At 35.5% G+C, this 22418-nt stretch carries 19 protein-coding genes; 2 read left to right on the top strand and 17 right to left on the bottom strand.

Features of this window, described 5'->3' with window-relative positions:
• Window positions 1-2: 2 nt before the first annotated feature.
• From IEV57_RS00725 to IEV57_RS00755, 7 genes are all read right to left on the bottom strand, one after another.
• Window positions 3-761, bottom strand: coding sequence for a class I SAM-dependent methyltransferase (locus tag IEV57_RS00725; protein ID WP_188438603.1), 759 nt, complete (start codon window positions 759-761; stop codon window positions 3-5).
• The gene (locus tag IEV57_RS00730; RefSeq protein ID WP_188438605.1) at window positions 758-1465 is read right to left on the bottom strand and encodes an acyltransferase; all 708 of its coding nucleotides are present in this window, start codon (window positions 1463-1465) and stop codon (window positions 758-760) included. The genes IEV57_RS00725 and IEV57_RS00730 overlap by 4 nt, the downstream gene beginning before the upstream one ends.
• Window positions 1458-2594: a glycosyltransferase family 4 protein gene (locus IEV57_RS00735; protein ID WP_188438607.1), complete on the bottom strand. Its 1137-nt coding sequence runs from the start codon at window positions 2592-2594 to the stop codon at window positions 1458-1460. Before IEV57_RS00735 ends, IEV57_RS00730 begins: the two co-directional genes overlap by 8 nt.
• On the bottom strand, window positions 2584-3972 hold the full coding sequence (locus IEV57_RS00740) for an O-antigen ligase family protein (protein WP_188438609.1): 1389 nt from the start codon (window positions 3970-3972) through the stop codon (window positions 2584-2586). The genes IEV57_RS00735 and IEV57_RS00740 overlap by 11 nt, the downstream gene beginning before the upstream one ends.
• Window positions 3973-4055: 83 nt before the next feature.
• A complete protein-coding gene (locus IEV57_RS00745; RefSeq protein ID WP_188438611.1) occupies window positions 4056-4931 on the bottom strand; it encodes a class I SAM-dependent methyltransferase in 876 nt (291 codons plus the stop codon).
• 44 nt (window positions 4932-4975) lie between these two features.
• Window positions 4976-5920 (bottom strand): glycosyltransferase family 2 protein, encoded by a 945-nt coding sequence (locus tag IEV57_RS00750; RefSeq protein WP_188438613.1) that lies wholly within the window; start codon window positions 5918-5920, stop codon window positions 4976-4978.
• 80 nt (window positions 5921-6000) lie between these two features.
• Entirely contained in the window at window positions 6001-6795 is a 795-nt protein-coding gene (locus IEV57_RS00755; protein WP_188438615.1) for a M57 family metalloprotease, read from the bottom strand.
• A 133-nt stretch (window positions 6796-6928) separates the two neighbouring features.
• Between IEV57_RS00755 and IEV57_RS00760 the strand changes: the two genes are divergently transcribed.
• Window positions 6929-8086: a DUF4221 family protein gene (locus tag IEV57_RS00760; RefSeq protein WP_188438618.1), complete on the top strand. Its 1158-nt coding sequence runs from the start codon at window positions 6929-6931 to the stop codon at window positions 8084-8086.
• Window positions 8083-9243 (top strand): hypothetical protein, encoded by a 1161-nt coding sequence (locus IEV57_RS00765; RefSeq protein WP_188438620.1) that lies wholly within the window; start codon window positions 8083-8085, stop codon window positions 9241-9243. The genes IEV57_RS00760 and IEV57_RS00765 overlap by 4 nt, the downstream gene beginning before the upstream one ends.
• A 204-nt stretch (window positions 9244-9447) precedes the next feature.
• On the opposite strand, the gene IEV57_RS00770 is transcribed toward IEV57_RS00765, so the two are convergent.
• From IEV57_RS00770 to IEV57_RS00815, 10 genes are all read right to left on the bottom strand, one after another.
• Complete coding sequence (locus tag IEV57_RS00770; RefSeq protein ID WP_188438622.1) at window positions 9448-10755, bottom strand: oligosaccharide flippase family protein; 1308 nt, start codon at window positions 10753-10755, stop codon at window positions 9448-9450.
• A gap of 14 nt (window positions 10756-10769) precedes the next feature.
• Window positions 10770-11837: a GumC domain-containing protein gene (locus tag IEV57_RS00775; RefSeq protein WP_188438624.1), complete on the bottom strand. Its 1068-nt coding sequence runs from the start codon at window positions 11835-11837 to the stop codon at window positions 10770-10772.
• 5 nt (window positions 11838-11842) lie between these two features.
• Entirely contained in the window at window positions 11843-14467 is a 2625-nt protein-coding gene (locus IEV57_RS00780) for an SLBB domain-containing protein (protein WP_188438626.1), read from the bottom strand.
• 167 nt (window positions 14468-14634) lie between these two features.
• Window positions 14635-15636 carry a radical SAM/SPASM domain-containing protein gene (locus tag IEV57_RS00785; RefSeq protein ID WP_188438628.1) on the bottom strand — a complete coding sequence of 334 codons (1002 nt, stop codon included), beginning with the start codon at window positions 15634-15636 and terminating at the stop codon, window positions 14635-14637.
• Window positions 15637-15904: 268 nt separating this feature from the next.
• Entirely contained in the window at window positions 15905-16366 is a 462-nt protein-coding gene (gene tnpA, locus IEV57_RS00790) for an IS200/IS605 family transposase (RefSeq protein WP_188438630.1), read from the bottom strand.
• Between the two features lie 809 nt (window positions 16367-17175).
• Window positions 17176-18429, bottom strand: a complete 1254-nt coding sequence (locus IEV57_RS00795; RefSeq protein ID WP_188438632.1) for a pyridoxal-dependent decarboxylase — start codon at window positions 18427-18429, stop codon at window positions 17176-17178.
• Window positions 18430-18454: 25 nt separating this feature from the next.
• Window positions 18455-19195, bottom strand: a complete 741-nt coding sequence (locus IEV57_RS00800; RefSeq protein ID WP_188438634.1) for a shikimate dehydrogenase family protein — start codon at window positions 19193-19195, stop codon at window positions 18455-18457.
• Complete coding sequence (locus IEV57_RS00805) at window positions 19192-20127, bottom strand: DUF368 domain-containing protein (RefSeq protein ID WP_188438636.1); 936 nt, start codon at window positions 20125-20127, stop codon at window positions 19192-19194. Before IEV57_RS00805 ends, IEV57_RS00800 begins: the two co-directional genes overlap by 4 nt.
• A 50-nt stretch (window positions 20128-20177) precedes the next feature.
• The gene (locus tag IEV57_RS00810; protein ID WP_188438638.1) at window positions 20178-20948 is read right to left on the bottom strand and encodes a phosphosulfolactate synthase; all 771 of its coding nucleotides are present in this window, start codon (window positions 20946-20948) and stop codon (window positions 20178-20180) included.
• Between the two features lie 31 nt (window positions 20949-20979).
• The gene (locus IEV57_RS00815) at window positions 20980-22395 is read right to left on the bottom strand and encodes a tetratricopeptide repeat protein (protein ID WP_188438640.1); all 1416 of its coding nucleotides are present in this window, start codon (window positions 22393-22395) and stop codon (window positions 20980-20982) included.
• Between the last annotated feature and the right edge of the window lie 23 nt (window positions 22396-22418).

The following is a 22418-nucleotide window of genomic DNA, read 5'->3' on the forward strand; positions in this document are numbered from 1 at the left end:
ATCTAATATTCTCTTCTGATCATATAAAAACTGCCTAAAATACCACCATGATTCGTTTTTACTTCTTTAACATCACTTGAATATTTAGCAAAAAGACTTTTGAGTAAATCGGTATTGTATAGATTCATTTGCATTACTGGCTCAAATGTAAACTCTCTATTTTTGACTGAAGAATATAAAAAGTTGTATGCTGGTACTTTTGTTCTCAAATAAAAGTTCAGATAGGATCTTGTTGGCAATTCATGACTATGAGTAACCTGTATATGCGCAATTCCACCAATTTTCACCTTATCCAATAGCTGCTGAAGTAAAGCAAGCCCTCGATCGACTTCAATATGCTGTAAGACGATATAAGAATTTACAAAATCAAAAGAAGGGAGCTCTGGAAGGTTTTTTCCATCATACACTTGAAATCTTACATTTTCTCTTTCAAATGTAAGGGCATGTTCTTTAGCCTTTTCAATAATTTCTGGAGAAATGTCCAAGCCGACGACTTCCTTGCGAGTCACTCTCGAAAAAGGTATAGCCAATCGTCCAACTCCACAACCAAAATCCAGAATAGAAGCTTGCTCCAAAGAAATAGAAAATGCTTGTTCAATTCTCTCAGCAGTTTCTTTTACATACGCTTCTCCTGTTTCAAAAAATTCATTCAATCCATCTTCTGTAATGTTTTCTGTTTTGTATTTTTCATCTGAAAGTACGCCAAAGTAAGGGTCTGTTTTCCCAAATTTCTTCCAATTATCTAAAGAATCACGCTTCATTTTAATCTAGATTTAATAATTTTTGCGGGATTTCCTCCAACAATGCTGAATGGTGGAACATCCTTCGTTACCACGGACCCTGCTGCTACAATAGAACCTTTTCCCACCGTAACTCCGGCAAGTATAATAGAATTCGCTGCTATCCAACAATCATCCTCTATTTTCACAAAAGATCGTGTAACACCTTGCTCTATCATGGACTTATCCACATCCTCAAAATTATGATTTTCAGAATAAATACTGACTCTAGGAGACATCATTACGTTATCCCCAATTTCGATATGCCCTGAACAACCAATGTAGCTGTACGGACCAATACTGCTGTTATTCCCAACTTTTAGACCAACACCAGCTTCACCACCATACAAATTTGTAGGTCGGATAATTGCATAGCTGCCTACAGTCACTTTGTCTCCAAAAATTAAGCCTTTTTGCGAAAGTCCATTGATTTCGCAATGGTCTTGTGCGATAAAATTTCGTCCCACTTCAATATACTGGGCTTGCCTTAATGTCACACCTTTCCCTACTAAAAAAACACCTTTCACTGACTTTAATCTCCATCTATACCATGTACCTCGGATCAGCCAAATACTCATTCGAAAAAACACTCCCAATGTGGATAAACTATCCCAATCATCACCAAACCTTTCGCTTAGGTCAATTCCAGTGATTTTTGAAATACTTTTCCCTAGGAAATTACTCATTTAAAATATCGTTGAAAGTTTGGTTCAAAGATAAGAAAAACTTCTTCGTTGTAAATTTCTTTAACCTCATAATCCCTTTCTTTCCTAAACTTTCTCTCAAATGCTCATCTTCAATTAATTTGATCATGTTAATGAGCAGATTTTCAGAAGTATTTTCTTCCAAAATTAATGCAGCATCTCCAGCTACTTCCTTCAGTGCACCTTGATTGGAGACAATTACAGGCAAACCAAATGAAAACGCTTCCAAAACAGGCAAACCAAACCCTTCATTAGAGGAAGGGAAAATGTAAGCTAGTGCATGTTGAAAATAGATGCGCAACTGTCCTTGGCTGACATAGCCTGGGAAAATAACGTGCTCTTCTAGCTTGTACTTTTTCACTAAAGCGATCAGGTTATCATAATCATCAAGAGACTCTCTTGGGCCTCTTTGTCCTACAAGATAAAGTTTGAAATCTGCATACTCAGGAATGTGGATAAGTTCTGAAAATGCTTTGATCAACATGCTAAGATTCTTCCTTTTCTCTAGGACACCCACATGTAAAAAATACCTTTCCGGCAATTTTGAAATAGGTTTTAATGGGTTATCCACAGTATTACCTAAGGCAGAAGATGGATAGGCAACATCGATTCTTAGATCCCTGAATTCATTCATGTTTCGGAGACGACTCTTAGAAAATTCTGTAATTGTCAACACAGAAGCATTTTTTTGGAGACCTTTTTTGAGGAAATATAAAAAGTATTTTAGCCATGATTTTTGATAATGTTCAGGATTGTCCCAAAAGAAAGTATCATGGATGACAGACACTTTTTTACCTCTTCCCCACATTGGACTTAGAATATCAGGACTGAAAATAAGATCTGCTTGATGCCAGAAGGAAAGCAAAGGAAGAATAAGCTGCTTCCTAAAAAGGTATAACAATTGAAAAAGAAGATTTTTCCATTTTGGAGTTTTTCCTCTGAAAAAAGTGCTTTGACTTACACTTTCAAAATCAGGACTGATAATATACTCAAGCTCTGAATTGGTATTTTTCTTAACTTCTTCACAAATAGAAAGGATGTAAGTTTTTATGCCCGTTTGGGCTACATGTAGGTAGTACACATCTATCAATACTCTTTTCCTAGGCTTCATCGGTTTTGAGTTTTGAGTAGTTGTTCATTGCATAGCCGATCATCCACCAAGAAATCCAGCTGATATATAAATACATTTCTGCATTGGCGGTAAAAAGTGGAAGGATTAATCCTGTTTTGGCAGCTGCACCTGTGAAAGCGACTCTCGCAGTCATCACATTGTCTGTATTTCTAAAAACACGAATACTGTGGATAATTGAAAAAGTTAAGAGTAAAATGTATATAATCATTCCAATCCAACCGAGTTGTACACCATAGATCAAAAATTGATTTTCACCACCAATCCTCAAATCATCAGTAACACTACCGGCATTTCCACTCATAGCCAACCCTACACCAAGAGGATTTTCTATCATTCCCTCTAGTGCCACAAGCCACTCAACGAGATGCCCCACACTGGAGAGGTTTTGGAAAGTGAGTGTATCTATGACGAAGAAATAAAAGTCTTCAGAAGCAAAGAAAACTACGAAAACAACAAAAGAGACCACCATGGAAAAGCCAATCATGATCAAGGTATAAAGTCTAAAAGTGATTGCAATAAAAAACAGCATCACAAAGAAAGATGCAAAAGAGGCTCTTGATGCAGCAAAAAACAAGCTTGCCATTGCAAAAAGCATGATAAAAATGTAAGGAATTGAATCTTCTCTTTTACTCGTCAAATACCAAATTAACCCAGCTGCGAATCCCATCAAGACGGAACTTGATAGTTCTAAAGGATCTGAAAAGACAGAAGCTAGCCTCTTGGTCATCGCTTGTGTTTCAAAGGTCCAAGAAAGCCCAAAATTCCCACTTGGCTCTACATTGTTGATAACCTGATTGAAACTCGCATAACCGGTAAACGTTTGAAAATGTGTGTCTAAAACGACTTCCATTAAGTTGACTGCAAAACCAATTACCGTTAACCCAAAAATAATTTTAAATACCAACGCCACTTCTTTATCATTGAATTTGGTGTTTCGGCCCATAAAGTAGACCATGGCTGGAATAATCATTCCCTTAAAATAGAAGATTTTTCCTGAGAAGGTAGCTTCTCCTATAGGAGCGAAAAGAAAAAATACTGCTAATAGGATCAATGCAGCAAATAACTTATCCACAAGTGTAAGCCGAAACGGATATTGAAAGATATTTTTCTGAAAAAGCACAAAAATGAAAACAGCAAAAATCACAATCAAATCTTTGAAGAACTGCAGTGATTTGACTACGAATACCGATTCAGTTGATGCGTAAGTGACACTAAGATAGACTGTATAAATTGGAAAATAAATCAAAAGAAAGTAGATGATATATTCCCATTTTCCTTGCAGAATAGCATTTCTACCTGTCCAAAAAATAGTCAGTAAGAGCAGTGTGGATAAGATTACAAAAATAATAAAATGCATTCAGTGGATGTTGTTAGCTCAAATTTAGGGAAGTAAAGTTCTTATTTCCCAACTAGAAAAAAAATAATGGTTTCTTGTAATGCCTATTTTACACAGACTATCCATTGATTGATTTTGAAGAAATTCTGAACTACTCGTGTAAGCTTATTTTTCAGAGGCATTTTGTATTTTATCAGATTACTATATTTATCTCCTAAGGTATGTGAATAATGCAATTTGATTTGAAGTCCTTGTTCTTTGATTAAAGCAGCCAAAAGGTGTTTAGGGAAAATAAATGTATGCTCTAGGCCATCGATGATTCGAGGAACTTTGAGTTGCAGGTGATTCAGCCATTTGTAGCTTTTATAGAGTAGACTTGACATATCTGGAGTTCCTATAGCTAGTGTTCCTCCTGGCTTTAATATCCTCTTCATTTCAGCTATATAAGCTTTAGGCTCCAATACATGCTCAATAACGTGGCTGATATGGATAAAATCAAAATAATTGTCTGGGAAATTAGCTGTGGATAACTCCCCTTTAAAAACCTTGACAGGAAATTCACTTTCTACAAAATCTATCGCTCCTTGATCAAATTCTGTAGCATATAGCTCAAATCCAAGTTGATGAGCATAAGCCAAGCCCATTCCAAGTCCGCAACCTACATCCAAAAATTTCCCTACTTTTTCATAAATACTGAAGTGAGGTGCACTTTTGAAAATCTCACCTTTATCCAGACTTTTAACTTTTAAAATCTCCTCTTTTATTGTGCTTTTGTAATCTGTACTTTGATAAATATCTTTATCATAATAGTTGTTATAATACTGAAATAGGTCATTCGCATCAGCCATTGGATTGGCAAAAACTAACCCACAATCTTTACATCTTGCTCTTGAAATATGCGGTCCGAATCGATGAAGGTCGATCGCATCTCCGACAATGTTAGAAGAAGAACAGATTGGACAATTTTTATGGATAATCATTAAATGGCTTATTAATCATTAAGAAGTAAAACTAATCAAATTGTTTACCGAGGAGGCAACAATTCCTGAGATTTTGGGTCTTTGCTTAACCCATCGTAAAGTCCAAAAATAACAGCTTTAACTTTCCTAATCCGTAATCTGAGACAAAAATAAGTTATCCAAATCAGAAACTTGAAGATTTGATATGGCCATGCTATTAGATTATGTGGAAATTTGGTATGAAGTCTCAATTGGAAAAGCTGATTTCTTGCAGTAAGATAGAAAACAGTAGGGCTCAACTGACCTTCTGAAGATTGCTTTTTGGAGGCAGCTCCTGCTTCATGATAAATTACAGCTTTCGGCTCAAGACCAATTTTGTAGCCAAATTCAACCACGCGAAGAGAGAAATCCACATCTTCAAAATAAGCAAAAAAGGCATCGTTTAACAGACCTACCTCTTTAAAAATATAAGCAGGTACAAGCATGCAACATCCAGTTGCCCAATCAAGGTCTTTATGGACTTCATTTGAATATTGATTTAAAGGATCTCTATCAGCTATCGTTTTTGATCTTCCTAACCAAGTTTGGAATTTTCCACCACCACTCCAAATGACATCTCTTTCTTGATTGAATAAAATTAAGGGTTGAACGATGCCATACTCTGGATTCGCCTGTTGAAAATCCACCAAATTAGATAAAAAATCGGGCTCCACTTCTGTGTCATTATTTAAGAGAAGTACTAAATCGAAATTGGCCTGTATAGCAGCATTGATACCAAGATTATTCCCTCCAGTAAAACCCAGATTACTTTTATTTTCCAATAACGTGATATTTTGAAACCCTTCTTTCAGTTTTTGTACGGAATCATCAGTAGAGCCATTGTCTACAACAAAAATTTGATGATTTAAATAGTCGATTCTAGAAAGGGAGACAAGACAAGCCCGAGTAAATTCAAATCCATTCCAGTTAACCAGGATTATAGCTACAGAAGGATTTGAATTATTTTTCATTGGAAAATAAAATTATAAAAAAACCTCGCAAAAACTATAAAGTTTAAGCAAGGTTTTCTAATTGGGTTTTTTTAAATAAATTAAAGCAATTCCATGGTGTAAAATTTAATTCCATTATTAACCCATCCTGTACCTAAAGCTTGATCCTCATTAAAATTGGAAGAATGATAAAAACCTTTTGAAGGATTGTAGAATTCGTATATAGGGATTCTATTTGGTCCACTACTGCTAAATGCATATCCCAAAATTTCAACAAACTCCCATCCTGGGAAATTTATATGAATTCCTGGATCAGTTGAAATTACATACCATGTACTTAAAGGACTATAATATTTATAAATAGGTATAGAACCAGATACTTGGGTATCATATATATATCCTCCCCAGCCTTTGTAAATCATTCCGTTATTTGAATATTCATAAACACTAAAGTCAGTAGTATAATTTCCACCACCAGTGCTAACTGTTTGATACGTATATAATGGCTTTTCCGAAAGACTTAAAGGATAAGTAGTTCTGATTGCTAAATAATCCGTATAAGAAAAGTCCTGCCAAGAGGGGTAGAAAGAATTATATGAAGCTGAATTCATAATAGAAAGAGGATCATCACTCCAAGTTCCAGGAACAAGATTTGCTCCATCGGAAGTTGAATTAGAATTAGGAACAAATTTTGAAATAGATTCTCCATTTTGATCCCAATCTGTATGTCTAAATCCTAATGTATGCCCAATTTCGTGAGCCATAATATATGTTCTTTGATCATTAAGCAGAGTAAAAGATAAATTTATTTTTATAGTATGCCCTGGATTTCCATCTTCTGGCCACTTAGCATTAGCTATTAGACTACCTAAACTGGGATCATTTAAAACCCCCATAAAATAACACTTTTAATTCTGTAAAAATTTTTAAACTAAAAATTTGCTTCTTACTTTTTTAGGTTCTTTATTGACAAAATATTTCCTAGCCATACCCATAAATTTTTTGGGTAAAGCTTTTTAAAGCATATATATGAAAAACTTAATCCCAATATTGTTTCTTCTTTTTACCATAATTTCATGTCAAAATGATAAACCAAATAGTTATTTGGTTTATGATGATTATTTAAAGGGTCAAGTTTCTTTAAGTTTAGATGATTCTACCTCCTTGGATTTTTTTTTCATCAATACCTACTCTGATTCTGCTAAAAATTTCTTTTTATCCTTAAATCCAATAACAAACTCTGTAGATAAATACTCTTTGGAGTCAGGTGAATTAGTGAAAAGAATAGATGTGCCCATAGATGGTCCTGAAGGTATTACTGGGATTTTACAAGGATTTACTTATCACAATTCAGATTCAATTTTTTTGTTTATAAAAGGAAAAGTTAGCGGTGGAATTATCATAAATGATGAAGGGAAGTTTATTGACAGATTACGTCATAGGGATGTACAATCAGAGGCGAGAACCCTAATTAATCACGCTACAAATGGGTCTAATCCGACAGTGAAAATAAATGATGAGCTTTATTTTATGCGATATCCACTTTTTGATACTTATAATCCTTCTAATATAAACGACCAATATCCTCTATCTCTGAGCTATGATTTAGCAAAAAAGGAACTTGAATTCGATTCTTTGATAACTTATCCTACATTCTATCAAAATGAAATTTGGTCTATCTTTGATCTTACATTTTCTAGAACTTTTAACGAAAAGAAGCAAACCGTGATTTCATGGCCACTATTAGATTATTTGCTTATATATGATCTGCAAAATGGTAAAGTATCAAAAAAACCCGCAAAGAGTAATTTGGATAAAGAGGTTCCAAGACCCTATACGGGCGCACCAAAAGGGGATCAGGCAGATAAAACCACTTTATCGGCATTAAGATATAGAGCGATCATATATGATCCTTGGAAGAGTCTTTATTATAGAGTTGCGGTACTACCCTTAAGTGATGTTGATGGGAAGCAATATTTTCCCAACAGTTATGAACAAGAGTTTTCTATATTAACTTTAGATCAAGATTTTAATTTACTAAAAGAAGTGTTTTTCCCCGGAAAAGTTTATAATCATTTTAATATTTCAGTCAGTAAGAAAGGACTTCTACTTATGAAAAATAATCAGTTTGATCAAACTCTCAAGGAAGACTCTTTAAGAATTGACATCTTTGACTTAAGCATATGAAATATATATCTTATGTTTTTATAACCTCTCTACTCTTTTTTCAGTGTTTAGAAAAAGAGATTAGAGAAAGGATTGAAGAACACCAAAGTATTTTTGAAATTGAAATGATAAAAAAAGCTGTACTAGTGTTATTAATTATTTCAAATTTTTCTTGTTCAAATAAAGACAGAGAAATATTAATTCCTATTCTAGAAAAAAAAGAAACTTGGTTGACGTTGACCATCGATAAAAAATCTACTCTGTACCAACCCAACACAAATATTTTGAAATGGGAATTTGATGGGGAAAATATCTATTTGATCACTAATAAAAACGAATTTCTTCAGTCTGATTCATTAGGTAATATTATAACTAGTGAGGTAATTTCAAGGGTCAATTTAGATACTCAAAAAAAGCCTGCTAATTATCCTCAAGGGATGTTAAGTGATTTCTGGGTTCAAAACAATCAATATGGATTTCTATTATTAGGTAAGAACCAAATAAAATTGTTTGATGAAAATTTTCAAGAAAAAAAACATTATGAATTAAACGAATTATTTGAAAGTAATTTTTTGAATTTTTATTTCCTTTTCCAAAAATCGAAAAATGAAATTCTGATAATCAAAAGAAGTGATGGTAAACAGAATTGGAATTTTAATGTGCTTGAATTCTCGTCCGGAGATTTTATAAATTCATTTGAAGTGAATTTTCCAGTTCCTATCAATAAATTAGTGATTAGTCAATTCGACAATAAATTGCTTCTAGGAGATTCTAAAGCGGATTTTTTAGCAACATATGATATTAAAGCGGGTTTACTAGTAGAAAAAGATCTTTTTCAAAGAATAGATACCTTTGGTAATAATCAAACACTGTTTAATGAATTATTTCCAAAGGGATTTCAAAATGGACTTAGGGATTCCGGTTTTATAAAATCTCTTTACTTTGAAAACGAAACCAAATTTTTAATACTTAATATGAATTTAAAAAAAAGGTATGAGGGTTTAGCAGATCCATATTATCTGTTAACAGTAACAGACAACTCTTTGTCGCTGAAACAATTTAAAGATATTGATTATGTGGATTTTGACAATCGGGGCAATTTAAAGTTTGTAAAAACAGTAGATGGGGAGATCCAATTATCTATTTTACCTATATCTGAATACTTATCTATTTATTAAAATATACAAGTTTCTTTACAGTAAAGTATTACCAATTGCTTTATTAGACTCGCTGTTTTTAATTTTCCAGCCATCAAACTGGAGAAGACTATCTGCAACTCTTTCAGGTGCCCTGTGAATTTATGGCACTAAACCTTATTCACTTAAAATATTATCATTATTGGTGGTTTTAAAGTTCAAAAGTCGAATTTGATATACTTTTAATTATTTTTGGGCAGAAATAATTTTAAAAATATCAGTCACTTCTTTTCTATTATGTTTGAGGTTGAGCATAATGCAGATAAAAAACACAAATAATTCTGTTGAAATCAATGCAAATGAAAGACCTACTCCACCATAATAGTGTGTCAAAGCGATGGACAATAAAACCATAAATAAACACATTATCCAAGAAGAATTAAACATTAAGTTTTTTTGATCTTTGGCTAAAAACAGAATCACATTGATATTGTTAAGACAGGCTAGAAAGGGTACAAAAGCCAATACTTTTAAGAAGGTTACTGCTTCTGGGAGCTCTTTTTTTGATAGTACTTTAATAATGATTGGTGCAAGAAAATAAGTGGTCAAGGAAATAAATGTTCCAATTAACAATGCCCAGCCAGCTATTTTGATACAGAATCTATAGAATTTTTCCTTATCATTTTGATAGAGTTTGGAAGCATTTGGATAGGTAGCTTGAATAACTAATGCGGGAAACATCCTCAAAACCAATCCGATCTTTTCAGCCAAGCTAAACATCCCTAAAGTGTTTGAATTGGCAAAAAAAGAAAGAATAATCAATCCTCCATTGACCGAAATATGAGAGGCCAGCATGGAAAAGAAAAACAAAGTATTGGATTGAATAGACTGAAATACTTGTTTCAACCTCGGTTTATAAAAAGTAATATCCAATTCATAATGAATATATAAAATCAGTAAAAGATTAATCGAAAATCCTGCTCCTCCCAACAGAAAATTAACCCATTTGGATTGATCTGGACTGTGGATAAATAAGACAATCCCCATCAAGAAAAGGAGCTTGCTGAAGATATTTGCAATAGATATCAACTTCATTTTTTCCATTCCCTGAAAAAACCAAAGCGGCATAGTTGCCTCTGAGAACAGCATAAACAAAGAAAAAATCAAGATAATCTGATATTCTTGAAATAAGTTAAATCCAAAAATAGCAATCAAAATTATTGCAGAAGCAATAGTCGCTAAAATGATCTTTCCTGAAAAAATATTAGAAACTAAGTGAGAAAGTTCCGTATTGTTTTTTTGGTTGATCGCTACATCCCTAGGAGCACTAAGATTGAACCCAAAGCTCACAAAGATATTGGCCAAGACAACTACAGATAGCGCCAAATTCACTAACCCAAACTGATCTACGCCAATTCCTTGAATAAGCAGAGGCATAGAAATCAAAGAAATTAAAACATTGGATGCTTGAATAATTGCCAAAAAAATGAAATTCTGAATCGACTTATTTCGAAACAGATTGATAAATGGAAAGGGGGATGTTTTTTCAAGCATAAAAAAGTAAAAGGTTATCGGGTTTCTCTCACATAGATTTCATACAGCTTCGTCAAATAAAGCGAGAACAAAAGCATGATAAAAGCGATGGCAGCTCCAAATACAATTCCTTTTTTTAATTTGATTTCGATTCTTTGTAATGGGAATCTTGGAGAATCTATGATTTGAATTAAGGGTGAATTGTTTCTATGATTGACTCTGGCAATTTCCAGATTTTTGACAATTTCTGAATACACTGAAGAGGCAGCAGAGATGTCAATTTGCCTTTTTCGGGCATCTACTGTTCCGGATTGCAAAAGCGGATTGGGATTGGGAATTCTATCGGCTGTATTGGCAAAAGCCACTAAACTTTCGTCCAGTATTTTTCTAACACTATCTGCTTGTGTTTGCAGAATTTGCAGATTTTCAGCAGTTTTTTTGGTTTTGGTTTCGAAGTAAAAACCATTCACTTTTTCTACCAAAGTTTCATTAAACACTTTTGAAAATGCCTCATCTTTAGATTGAATGCTTACTTTGATGATGGTCAATTTCCTATCAGGCTTATTCACCCCAAGATGATCTTTTCTAATCAGCTTAGTGATTTCCTTCACAACAGAATCTTGTGTCACAGAAAAGGAAGCTCTTTCGATTGAAAAATCAAAAGCACTCAAATCTACTTTACTTTTCCACTTCTTTTGGAGCTTATTGAAAGCAATAAATCGATTAATTAAAAGGGATTCTTCATCGAAAGGACTCAAAAGTGCCTTATCAATCATATTGTCAGAGCGATAGAGCTCCATGATGTTATCTCCCTGAAAAAGGCCACTTGAACTTCCTAAAGAACCCAAATTCACTCCCACCAATGAAGCCAATCCAGACATGCCTCCCATACCTCCCATATCAGATTCTTCCAATACAAAAGAAGTTTCTGCTAAATAAACTGGCTTTTTAACAATTGAAATAGCGGCTCCGAGTATTCCCCCAAGCAAAACAATTCCAAGTATCAATTTCCATTGACTCCGGAAATAATTTATCCAAAATCTAAATCTCAAAACAACCTCTTTAAGAGTAATCTTATCGTCCAAAATATGCTTTTCTGACATGCTTCTTATTGACTTAATTGTGAGATAATCAATGCTAGTGTGGCTAAGCCAGTCGTTAATCCTATTAACTCACCAGGTCTAAGCATTACTTTTGGTCCTTTTGTAGGAACAAAAATCTCTGCACCGGGCTCAACATTCGGATAGGCTCGTATGCCTAGGAAATTTCTAGTTCTCGATACTTCCCCATTGGCATAGACCACATAAGTCCTCTTCCTATTTGCTCTATTGTCAAAACCGCCAGCTTTATTGATGTAGTGTTTCAGCCCTTTTACATTTTCATACCTTACGGTTGTAGGATAGACGACATCACCACGCATTCTTACGGTTTGTAGTTGTCTCGGAATAGAAATGATATCCCCCTCTTCCAAAATTAAATCATAATCGGACCCTGGATTATTGATGATTTTCTCTAAATCTATAGCCACTGCTTCGGTCTGCTTGATCTTAATAGGAGAAATATCAGCTTTACTTTCGGCGATTCCAGAAATCGTTTCCTTTTTTACATTAGATACAGCAGAGCTTTCTGCCGCACTACTTTGATCTGCTTCTCTATTTCCTAAGTCTTTGAATAACCTTTCAAGAAGTAATTCTTGTGCTTCAGTATTATTCGGGTCGAATTGGAGTTTTTGTTGAAGATCGATCAGGTTTTTCTGTCTTCTAAGTTGCTCAGATTCTGTATCATAATATTCTGTTCTTCTGATCAACGTTGCCCCTTTTGGATAAGCAAAGGCAGTCAAACCACCTGCTCTGCCGATGACATCAGAGATTCTTTCTTTGGCTGATTGCACGGCAAATGCACCTGGAGAATTTACCTGACCTTCTATAAAGATCATTTTCTCCAAAGTGAAATTAGGCTTGCGTCTGATAATCACATTATCAAATGGAGCGAGAACTTCCGTTTCATTTGAAAGACTCAAATCTTGATTGATGGTGATAGGGATCAAGGTAGAAAAGACCCCTGATTCAGGATTTTCAATTCTTCTCGCGATTTCAATATCCTCAGTGCTTGCAGCTTCTCTAAGTCCACCTGCCAAAATAATGAGGTCCTCTACAGTCATTTGTTTTGAAAAAGGATATGTTCCTGGCTTTTTTACCTCTCCTGTAATTTGAACATAGATTTCTTCTTTGAGATCGTATATGCTTGAAATTCTGACAACATCTTCTCTTTCCAGTAAAATATCTTGAGCAGCTCCAGATAAAATATTTTGAAGATTAACATTGATGATTTCTGTACTCAAGTCATCTTTGGTTCTTAGGATACTCGCTCGCTCCAAGAAGGCTTCTCCTCTAATCCCATCAGCATTTTCTATCAATTTTTTAAGTGTCAACCCTTCAGTGAGTGCGTAGTTCCCTTCACGGAATACAGCGCCTTTGATTTGAACCCTATTGCTAAACCTATTCAGTACTTTTCCTATGGTGTAGATATCACCACCTTTTACAGTGAAAATTTCAAATTGATTTTTGAAGATATCAGAGACTGCCCTTTGTTTACCAGTCACCCTCGTCACTGTAATTCGGTCTTGAAAAGCTTCATCGGTAAAACCTCCTGCGTATTTGAGTAATTGGTCAAAGCTTTCACCATTCTTCACTTCAAATATCTTCTTTCTCTTTACTTCACCTTCCATCGTGGCTCTACCTTCAAAAGGCTCCACCAAAATGATGTCTTGATCTTGGATTTGGAGATTTAGATTGGCTTTTCCATTGATTAGAAAATCATAAATATCGATCGTAGATACAACATTCCCGTTTCTTACCAATTTGATATTACGCATGGTACCGTTTTCATTTGGCCCCCCTGCTGCATAAAGTGCATTAAAAACCGAACTGAAAGCACTCAGCGTAAATGTTCCAGGCAACCTGACCTCACCAACCAAGTGGACTTTTATTGTTCTGACATTCCCTAGGGTCACCTGAATAAAGGTGTTTGGATTTGATCCTCTCATTCCCTCATAAAAACCAGATATTCTATTTTTCAATATCGCTGTGGCTTCTTCTATCGATTTACCTGAAAGACTTACTGGACCGATATTATCGATGATCGCAAACCCATCAGGATTGATATTCGCTTCGTAATATTTCTCAGATTGGCCATAGATATCTATATAAATCATATCTCCAGCTCCCAAAATATAGCTTTTTGGAGTTGCTAGATTTAAGTTAGGTTCGAAGGTTAATTTCCTGTTTTTGTTATAAAAAAGGTCAGTCCCAAAATAAGGAGATTCTTCTTCTTTCAGTGCACCACTTTGTTGAAACTTGAATATGCCTTGCGTAATTTCATTGATGTCACCTTGGGTACGTGGTTCTCTTTTGGAGGCGCCTCCCGAGGTAGATCTACCCATTGATCCGGCGAAATTTATTTTTTCAATTCGCTCTTGTAGCTTTTCAATCTGATAAGCAGACAAGCCTCTTAATCGTGCCATTTGGATCAATTCAGCCTCAGAAAGCCCTGCTTCGCTTGCTCTTCTCAAAAGCTCTTTGATCTGCTCATCAGACAATTCCTCTACATTGATACTAGAAATATCAGATAAAGACTGGGCTTGAACTTGATTCGGAACCACTAAAAAAAGGGCTGAAAAGAGAATAATTGCAGCACAAAGGTTTCTAAATAATGAAATTAGAGGTGAATGCATAAGGGTAAGGACATTTAAGATCAATTGCATCAATGAAAATGAAAACGTTCACTCCATAGAAGCAAGAATGGTAATCTTTCAGTATAAAATATGAGAAAACTTGCGTAAAGATAACTATTCCATGCAGTAAAGAAATAGCCTAACAGCTAAAATAAGGGCTTTTTCATTTACTCAGAGCAGTTCTTACAAATTTCTATCTCCCTCCTGTCTGAAAGAAGCTGTTTCCTAAATTGCTGATAATTTGAATTTTGCCATATTTCAGCCATCGGAGTATAATTAACTTGGCCCATAACATGTTCTGCATCTTTATCAAAACAGCAGGGGACCACACGCCCATCCCAAGTCACGACAGCGCCTTGCCACATGCGCCAACATTTGTTTTCAATGGACTTTTTGAGTTTCCACTTTCCACTTTTCGCTAATATATATCGCGAATATTTCTCTTCGCTTGGAATTAACTCAGAGCCATTTTCAAAATCGTAAATCTGTGCAGACTTCAGCTGCAACTCGTCTACCTTCATTTCAATTGCCCAAGATTTCAATTCATTGAGTTGATGTTCATTTTTTCCTGTCACGAGAAATTGAAGAATGATTCGCGGATAGCGCTGCTTTCTTTCTGCTCTTTTTTCAATCAGTAATTTCAGTCCTTCCTGAACTTTAGACAAACTCCCCCCAACCCGATAATCTTGATAAATTTCTTGAGTAATCCCATCCATAGACACAATCAATTGTTTCAGCCCTGAATCCAATGTTTTAGCTACATTTTGGTCTGTTAAATAATGTGCATTCGTAGAGGTAGCTGTGAAGACTTTTCGTTCATTCGCATACTTTACCAATTCCAAAAACTGTGGATGCAAATAAGGTTCGCCTTGAAAGTATAAGTGTAAATAGGTAAGATCAGCTGCATTTTCATCAATAATTTTTTTGAAAAGTGCTTCCTGTATCATCCCGGTTGGACGGGAAAAGCTCCTCAAGCCACTTGGGCACTCCGGGCATCTGAGATTACAGCTTGTGGTTGGTTCTATAGAGAGTGTCGTAGGTTTTCCCCAGACTATAGGTTTTTTGATCCAGCGGCTATAGTGAAATGAAGAGAATAACAAAAAATAGTTAGAGATTTTCCTCCAACTGAGTAATTTCCAATAGCTGTACGCGGTGATGAGTTTGTTCACAAATGATCTTTCAAGTATTCGAGGGTAAGTTAGTAAAATGTTATTTGTCTAGAAGGGATAAAGTGCTTGATCTTTAAATCTAAAGAGGACATTCGACCCCATTGGGGTCGGGGTTGGGATGTAAATCTTGATTTTCTAGAAACCTAAGACCTCTTCAAGGTCTGGATTGTATGGAATACGGCCTTTATAAAATTTGAACACCCTAGGTATGCTTACTATTTGGGATTTAAAATGAAAAAGAATGGCCAAGACTGATTTGAAAAATAAATTAGTCTATCCATTCAAACAGATACTCATCTTTAAAATCAATCTCATATTTTTTCAGGAACTCATAATACTCTTCTTTGAAACTCCTTTTTCTGTGGTGCTCCTTTTGATTGTTAATATAAGAAATAACCTTATCCAAAGAAGAATGTGAATAAGAAAAAGCACCATACCCATCTTGCCATTGAAATTTGAACTTGGTCATTTTTCTACTATTTATTAAATTAGTGGAGGCTTTTTTTATTTCTCTGACCAAATCAGAAAGACAACAGGATGGCTTCATACCAATTAGAATATGTATATGATTATGTGTTCCATTGATTGTTAGAAGTTTTTGACCTTTATTTTGAACAATACCAGTGATATATTTAAAGAGTTCTTCCTCCCATGCACTTTCAATCAAAGCTTCTCTATTCTTTACAGCAAATACTACTTGAATATAAATTTGTGAAAAAGTACCAGACATTTTTTTCGCTTAAACCCTGAAATAATTTTCTACATGTTAAAATAGACATAAAGTATTGTTTTTGAAACCATTGAATGCAAGTGTATTTAGAAAATTTGGATTTATGTTCAATTTATCCCAATGGATATTCTATGTCTGATTTTCATATCGAATGAGAATATTCGACCCCATTGGGGTCGGGGTTGGCATGTGCATATTGGTTTTTCTACAAACATATGACCTCTTCGAGGTCGGGATTCTACCTATTATCAACTTATATATAGAAGTGCTATTGATTATTTTTGAGATCAGGAATGCATTGAATACAGCTCAATAGTATAAAATTCTATCATGTGAAAATTAGCGTGTACATAGCGTAAAATTTATTCTCCATTTATCCCAATGGATATTCTATGTCTGATTTCCATGTCGAAAGAGAATATTCGACCCCAGTGGGGTCTGGGTTGGCATGTGCATATTGGTTTTCCTAGAAACATAAAACCTCTTCGAGGTCGAGATTTATCAATCTTGATCTATAATAGAAACTAACCAAAATTACATTGAGCTTATCTATATCAGTAATATTTCTAACATTAACTTTAAAAAAAGCATACTCTATTCGGTAAGATTTTATCTTTATTTATCCCGAAGGGATAATAAGTTTATAGAAATCATAGGATAAATACCCTACCCAACGACCCTAAAAGGGTCGCATGTTTATAAAATGAATATTATTAATCGAATATCGTTTTCACCTTTAGACAATTTGTGATTTAGGCATAAAAAAAGCGGAGAATCTTACATCTCCGCTTTTTCTATTCCTAACTATCTTAATTTTTCTTCGACTTCAACTCTCCTGAAAGATCCATCAAAAAGCTATCGATAGTACCGGGCTTGACGTGAGGCATCACCACAATTTTGTACCATTCAGCTTTGTGTTCGTAAGAATTTGCAACCAAATAATATTTGTCAGCAAGTTCGGCTGACATGTATTTGGCCTTGATTGCGATGATATTGTTATATGGATTTCTGAAATACTCTACACCCATTTTCTCCAGTTTCTTACAAATCCGCTCAGTTTTGTCACAGAGGGTTTCCATTTTGTACTTCCAGCCTTCTGAACCGTGAATTTTTAAAATCATCCACATCGAAATTGCATTGGCACCAGAGCGACTTCCACTGATGGTATAATCTTTTCCAGGGATGTATTGCGCTTCGTCAGTTTTCACATATTCGATATATCCCTTTCTGATCAAAAACAAACCTGTGCCATAAGGCGTCTGAAGCATCTTATGCCCATCGGCAGTGATCGAATTCATGTAGGGATTCTGGAATGTATAGCGACTCGTCGTATTGGTAAAAGGATAGATAAATCCTCCATAAGCAGCATCGACATGAATTCTGAAATCCACATTTTGATTACTGAAAAAATCCCCCAACATATCGATATCATCCACCGACCCAAACATCGTTGTGGATAAATTGGCAATCACAATGAAGTATTTGATTCCATTCGCACTGGCTTCTTTGATTTTCTCTTCCAGAGATGATTTAAGGATCTCCCTAGTTTCAGAATCTACTTCAAGAATGATATTTTGAATATTGAGAATGTTTGCCCCCTTTGGCATGGAATAGTGAGAATCTTCAGAATAGACTAAACCGATTTCTCCCAGTCGAGCGTCATGCTCTTTCATGAAATAATTGCGGTATATCCACATGGCTTGGATATTCGCTTCTGTTCCTCCAGTAGCGACGTATCCATCTTGGCCATTTGGTTCTCCATTGAAAATTTCCTCAGAAACCAAGTGAATTAAATCGCGCTCAATCTTTTGTGTCCCTTCGAAAACTTCCAAGACAGATTTTTCACTTAAAGTGTGCACACCAATATGATTGGGATTACGCACCATAGCAGACATAAATGGGGCATCCTGAAGAAAAGGAGCGTCAGGATAGAACTCTGAAGTGTCCAAATAAGTCCCGGGAATACCTAGAATTGGTCTTTCGCCTCTATAATCAAGGTTTTCACCAAGGGCTTTGAATACGATTTCTTTTATTTGTTCGTGTGATAGTTTTTTCCAGTACATGATAATTTTTTAAAATGGTAAGAAATTAATTCCAAATCTTCCAAGCAGCTTCTGCTTGAAGATGTAGCATTTCCAAACCATTTTTAACTACCGCACCTCGCGCTTCCATAGAACGCATCAAAAAAGTTTTCTCTGGATTATAGACCAAATCATATACTTTATGCTGATTTGTGATCAAGTTCACATCGATATCAGGCATCACTTCTGTCTCTGGAAATGTCCCAAGAGGAGTAGAATTGATAATAAGATGATGGCTTTTTAAGATGCTATCATCCACTTTTAGGTCTTGATAGGTAATCAATTCTTCCACATCACTTGGTGTGCGGGACACAATCAAATACTCAATTTCTAAGTCTTTCAATGCTTGAATAACTGCCTTGGAAGCACCTCCCGTTCCTAAAACCAAGGCTTTTGGACGATCTTCACCCAACCAGGTTTCAAGTGAAATCTTGAATCCAATATAGTCTGTGTTGTACCCTGTAAGCTTTCCATTATTCAATTTGATGCAATTGACTGCACCGATATTTTCACATGCAGGATCCAATGCATCCAAAAGAGCAATCACTTTTTCTTTGTAAGGAATGGTTACACTCAAGCCTTCTAACTCTTTATTTTGAGCCAAAACGTCTTTCAAATGCTCGATTTCATCCAATTCGTAAAGATCAAATTGACAATCAGACAAGCCCTCTCTTTCAAATTTCTCAGTGAAATATTTTTTGGAGAAGGAATGGGTAAGTTTATAACCGATTAAGCCGAATTTTCTCATTGTCTTTTCATGTAATAAGCAAGTCTTTCAATTCCAACTACCAACAGAATACCGAAAGAAAAAGCCAATATTGCCTGTAAAAATAAGGATTCTTCTCCAGTTACAGCAAGGTAATTTTGAGGAAGAATATTTTCTGTCAAAAGTGGCTTCTGAGCTCCAGAAGAAGACAAGCGATAACTCAACACGACTTTCCAAGGCCAAAGCTTGTTGATAGAACCCAGCATAAATCCTGACAACAATCCAATAGTAATGGCATGGTGCTTTTTCAAAAGCCAAGAAATAACGCGGCTAAAAGCTAAAAGCCCCGTGATACATCCAGCTCCAAAAATGGCAATAACCAAAATATTTCTTTCCGATACTGCAGCTAATATTCTTTCATATTGGCCTAGCATCAAAAGAAGAAAACTTCCTGATACTCCAGGCAAAATCATCGCACAAATAGCTATTGCGCCAGCAACAAAGGTGAACCAATATCCATCAGGTGAACTTACTGGTGGAATACTGGTAAATAGATAGGCGCCAATGATTCCTATCAAAATAGCTACGACAACAGCCAAAGACCATTTTTTGATATCCCGAAGAATAATGATAGCAGAAATGATAATCAGACCACCGAAAAATGACCATACCGGAATGGGATGGTTTTCGATCATATAGGTGATCAACTTAGAGAGTGCGAATATGCTGGTCAATATTCCCAATAATAGCGTTGCTAGAAAAGCACCATTAATGTGCTTCCACAAGGCTTTGATTTGAAATTTGAAGAGCAACTTAAGTGCAGTTTGATCTATGGAGTTGATGCTGTCGAGCAACTTTTCATAGATTCCTGTGATTAAGGCGATTGATCCTCCCGACACACCAGGAACGATGTCAGCTGCGCCCATTGACATTCCTTTCAGAAAGGTAAGGACTGTATCTTTGAATTGAGTCATGAATGAAAACGAATTGGACTGCCTTGTTGAGATAAAGCAGTCCAAGTTTTTTATAATTTTATATCTCCAAGGAAATGATCAAAAGTATCACCCCTAAGTCCCAGTCGGATAGTTTCTAATGGAATCAGTTCATTTGGAGCGATGTTACCTAGATTGACATTCGCACCGAGCAACTTCACAAACCACACTTGCTGTTCCTTTTGCGGAGCTTCCCAAATGATTTTTTCTTCAGGAATTTTGGTTAAAATTTCTTCCACAAGACCTTGTCTTACTTCTCCAGAATCTCTAAAAAGCCCAACATTTCCCCCTTCTCTTGCTTCTCCGATAACTTTCCAAGAACCTGCTTGAAGTTCTTTTTCCATCTGATCAATCCACTTGTATGGAGGGATGATTTTAGCAGCGTCTTTTGAACCTACTTCTGACAATACAGTGACATCCTTGCAAAGCGTCTCTATAAATTCACATTTCTTGTCATGCGCAAGGCTGATCGATCCATCAGAAACTTCCGCAAAACTCAAATTATACTTTTCTAGCACTCTTCTGTAGTCTTCAAATTGATTTCTGATTACAAAAGCTTCGAATAAGGTTCCTCCGAAATAAACAGGGATTCCTGCGTCTTGGTAAATACTTATTTTTTGGGCTAGATTTTTTGTCAAATAAGATGTGGCCCAGCCAAATTTAACGATATCAACAAATTCTCCATGTGCATCTACAAAATCCTCAACTTCTCTGATACTGAGACCCTTGTCCATGACCATGGTGAATCCTGCAGAACGTGGTTTTTCTGTACGTACAGGAACGTTGTTTAAAACGTAGTTCATTTTCTTGATTTTTTCAGGTGATAAAATGATTTTAGGAAGGTGAAGAACCTTCCTTAAATTGAGAGATAATCTTGAAAATAGCCTTTTGGTGCTTCACCTCAGGCATCAAATCATACAAAATTGTATGCTTTTCGAAATCCAAAGTTAATGCATTTTCTAAATAAGTAAAGGCTTCTTTGTATTTACCCGCTTTGATCAAATAGACGACCAAGCGATAATACAGTTCTGAGTTTTCGGGCAACTCTTCTATCCCTTCTTTGATCACATCTTCTGCTTCTTCGAATCTATTTTGATCAAAATAGATTATGGAAAGATTAATGTACGTTTCTACAATTCCAGGCTCTAAATTGATCGCTTCTTCATAAGCTTCAGAGCTTGCATGAAGATTTCCCAACTGATATTCCGCATCAGCCAGACCAACCCAGTAATTAGCATTGTCGTCAGACAATTTCAATGCCTTCTTGAAATAATGAATAGCTTCAAAAAATTTCTCTTTTTTCAGCATACACATTCCTAAGCCAAACCAAGCATCTTCATATTCAGGATCTAATTTTGCTGACTTTTTGAAGTATTTGAAAGCCTGATCAATCTGCCCAAGCTTTTCATAAGCAGCACCCATGTAGCAGCAGTTCTCAGAATTGGTACCCTCACAGTTGATCGTGTTTTGATAGGCTTCTAGCGCCAACTCAAACTGCTCGGTGTTCATGTAAGCATTACCGAGATTAAAATATGCCGAAGCAAAAGTATCATCAATGATCAAAGCATAATCATAGGCTTTGATCGCATCCTCAAACCTTCCAAGTCTGTTGTAGACGACACCTAAATTGTACCAAGCACCAGCAGAATACGGATCCTGATCTATAAACTCTTGGTAAAATTCTAAGATTTCATTAAATGACCCTTCTTCCTCTGTGATCATCGCCAATTGAAAAAGCGCATCTTCATGATTGATCTTGACTTTGACACATTCTTTATAATAATAAACGGCTTTCTCTGTATTTTCATCTGCTCGGTAAAAGGTACCAAGAGAGTAAAAAACCTCAGCTTTGTCTTCTGCTAAGGGAAGAAATTCCTCCAGCATGGCAATCGCTTCTTTGATACTGCCAGAAATCATCATCGCATTGGTCAAAGCCAAAATGATTTCTTCATTGTTTGGAGAAATGTTGTTGATATTTTCTAAAAGCTCAAGACCTTCCTCCAACTCATCGTTGAAAATAAGACATTGCGCCTTGAGTAGCTTGATCTCTATGCTAAATGGAAATTTCTCCAAAGCATGGGAAGAGGCTCTTAGTGCCTTGAGGAATTTTTGATTCTCAAAATAAAAGCGGATGATATCCTCCAGCTCCTCCTCTTCAAAATAAAGGTCTAAATTGGCTTTGAGGGAGTTTTCAAATCTTTCTACCAACTCTTTATCGTTATTCCATTCGTTTTCAAAATCTCCGGTCATCGGCTATATTTTAAATTCTAACT

Origin of the sequence: Belliella aquatica (assembly GCF_014637795.1) — a bacterium.
Taxonomy (GTDB): domain Bacteria; phylum Bacteroidota; class Bacteroidia; order Cytophagales; family Cyclobacteriaceae; genus Belliella; species Belliella aquatica.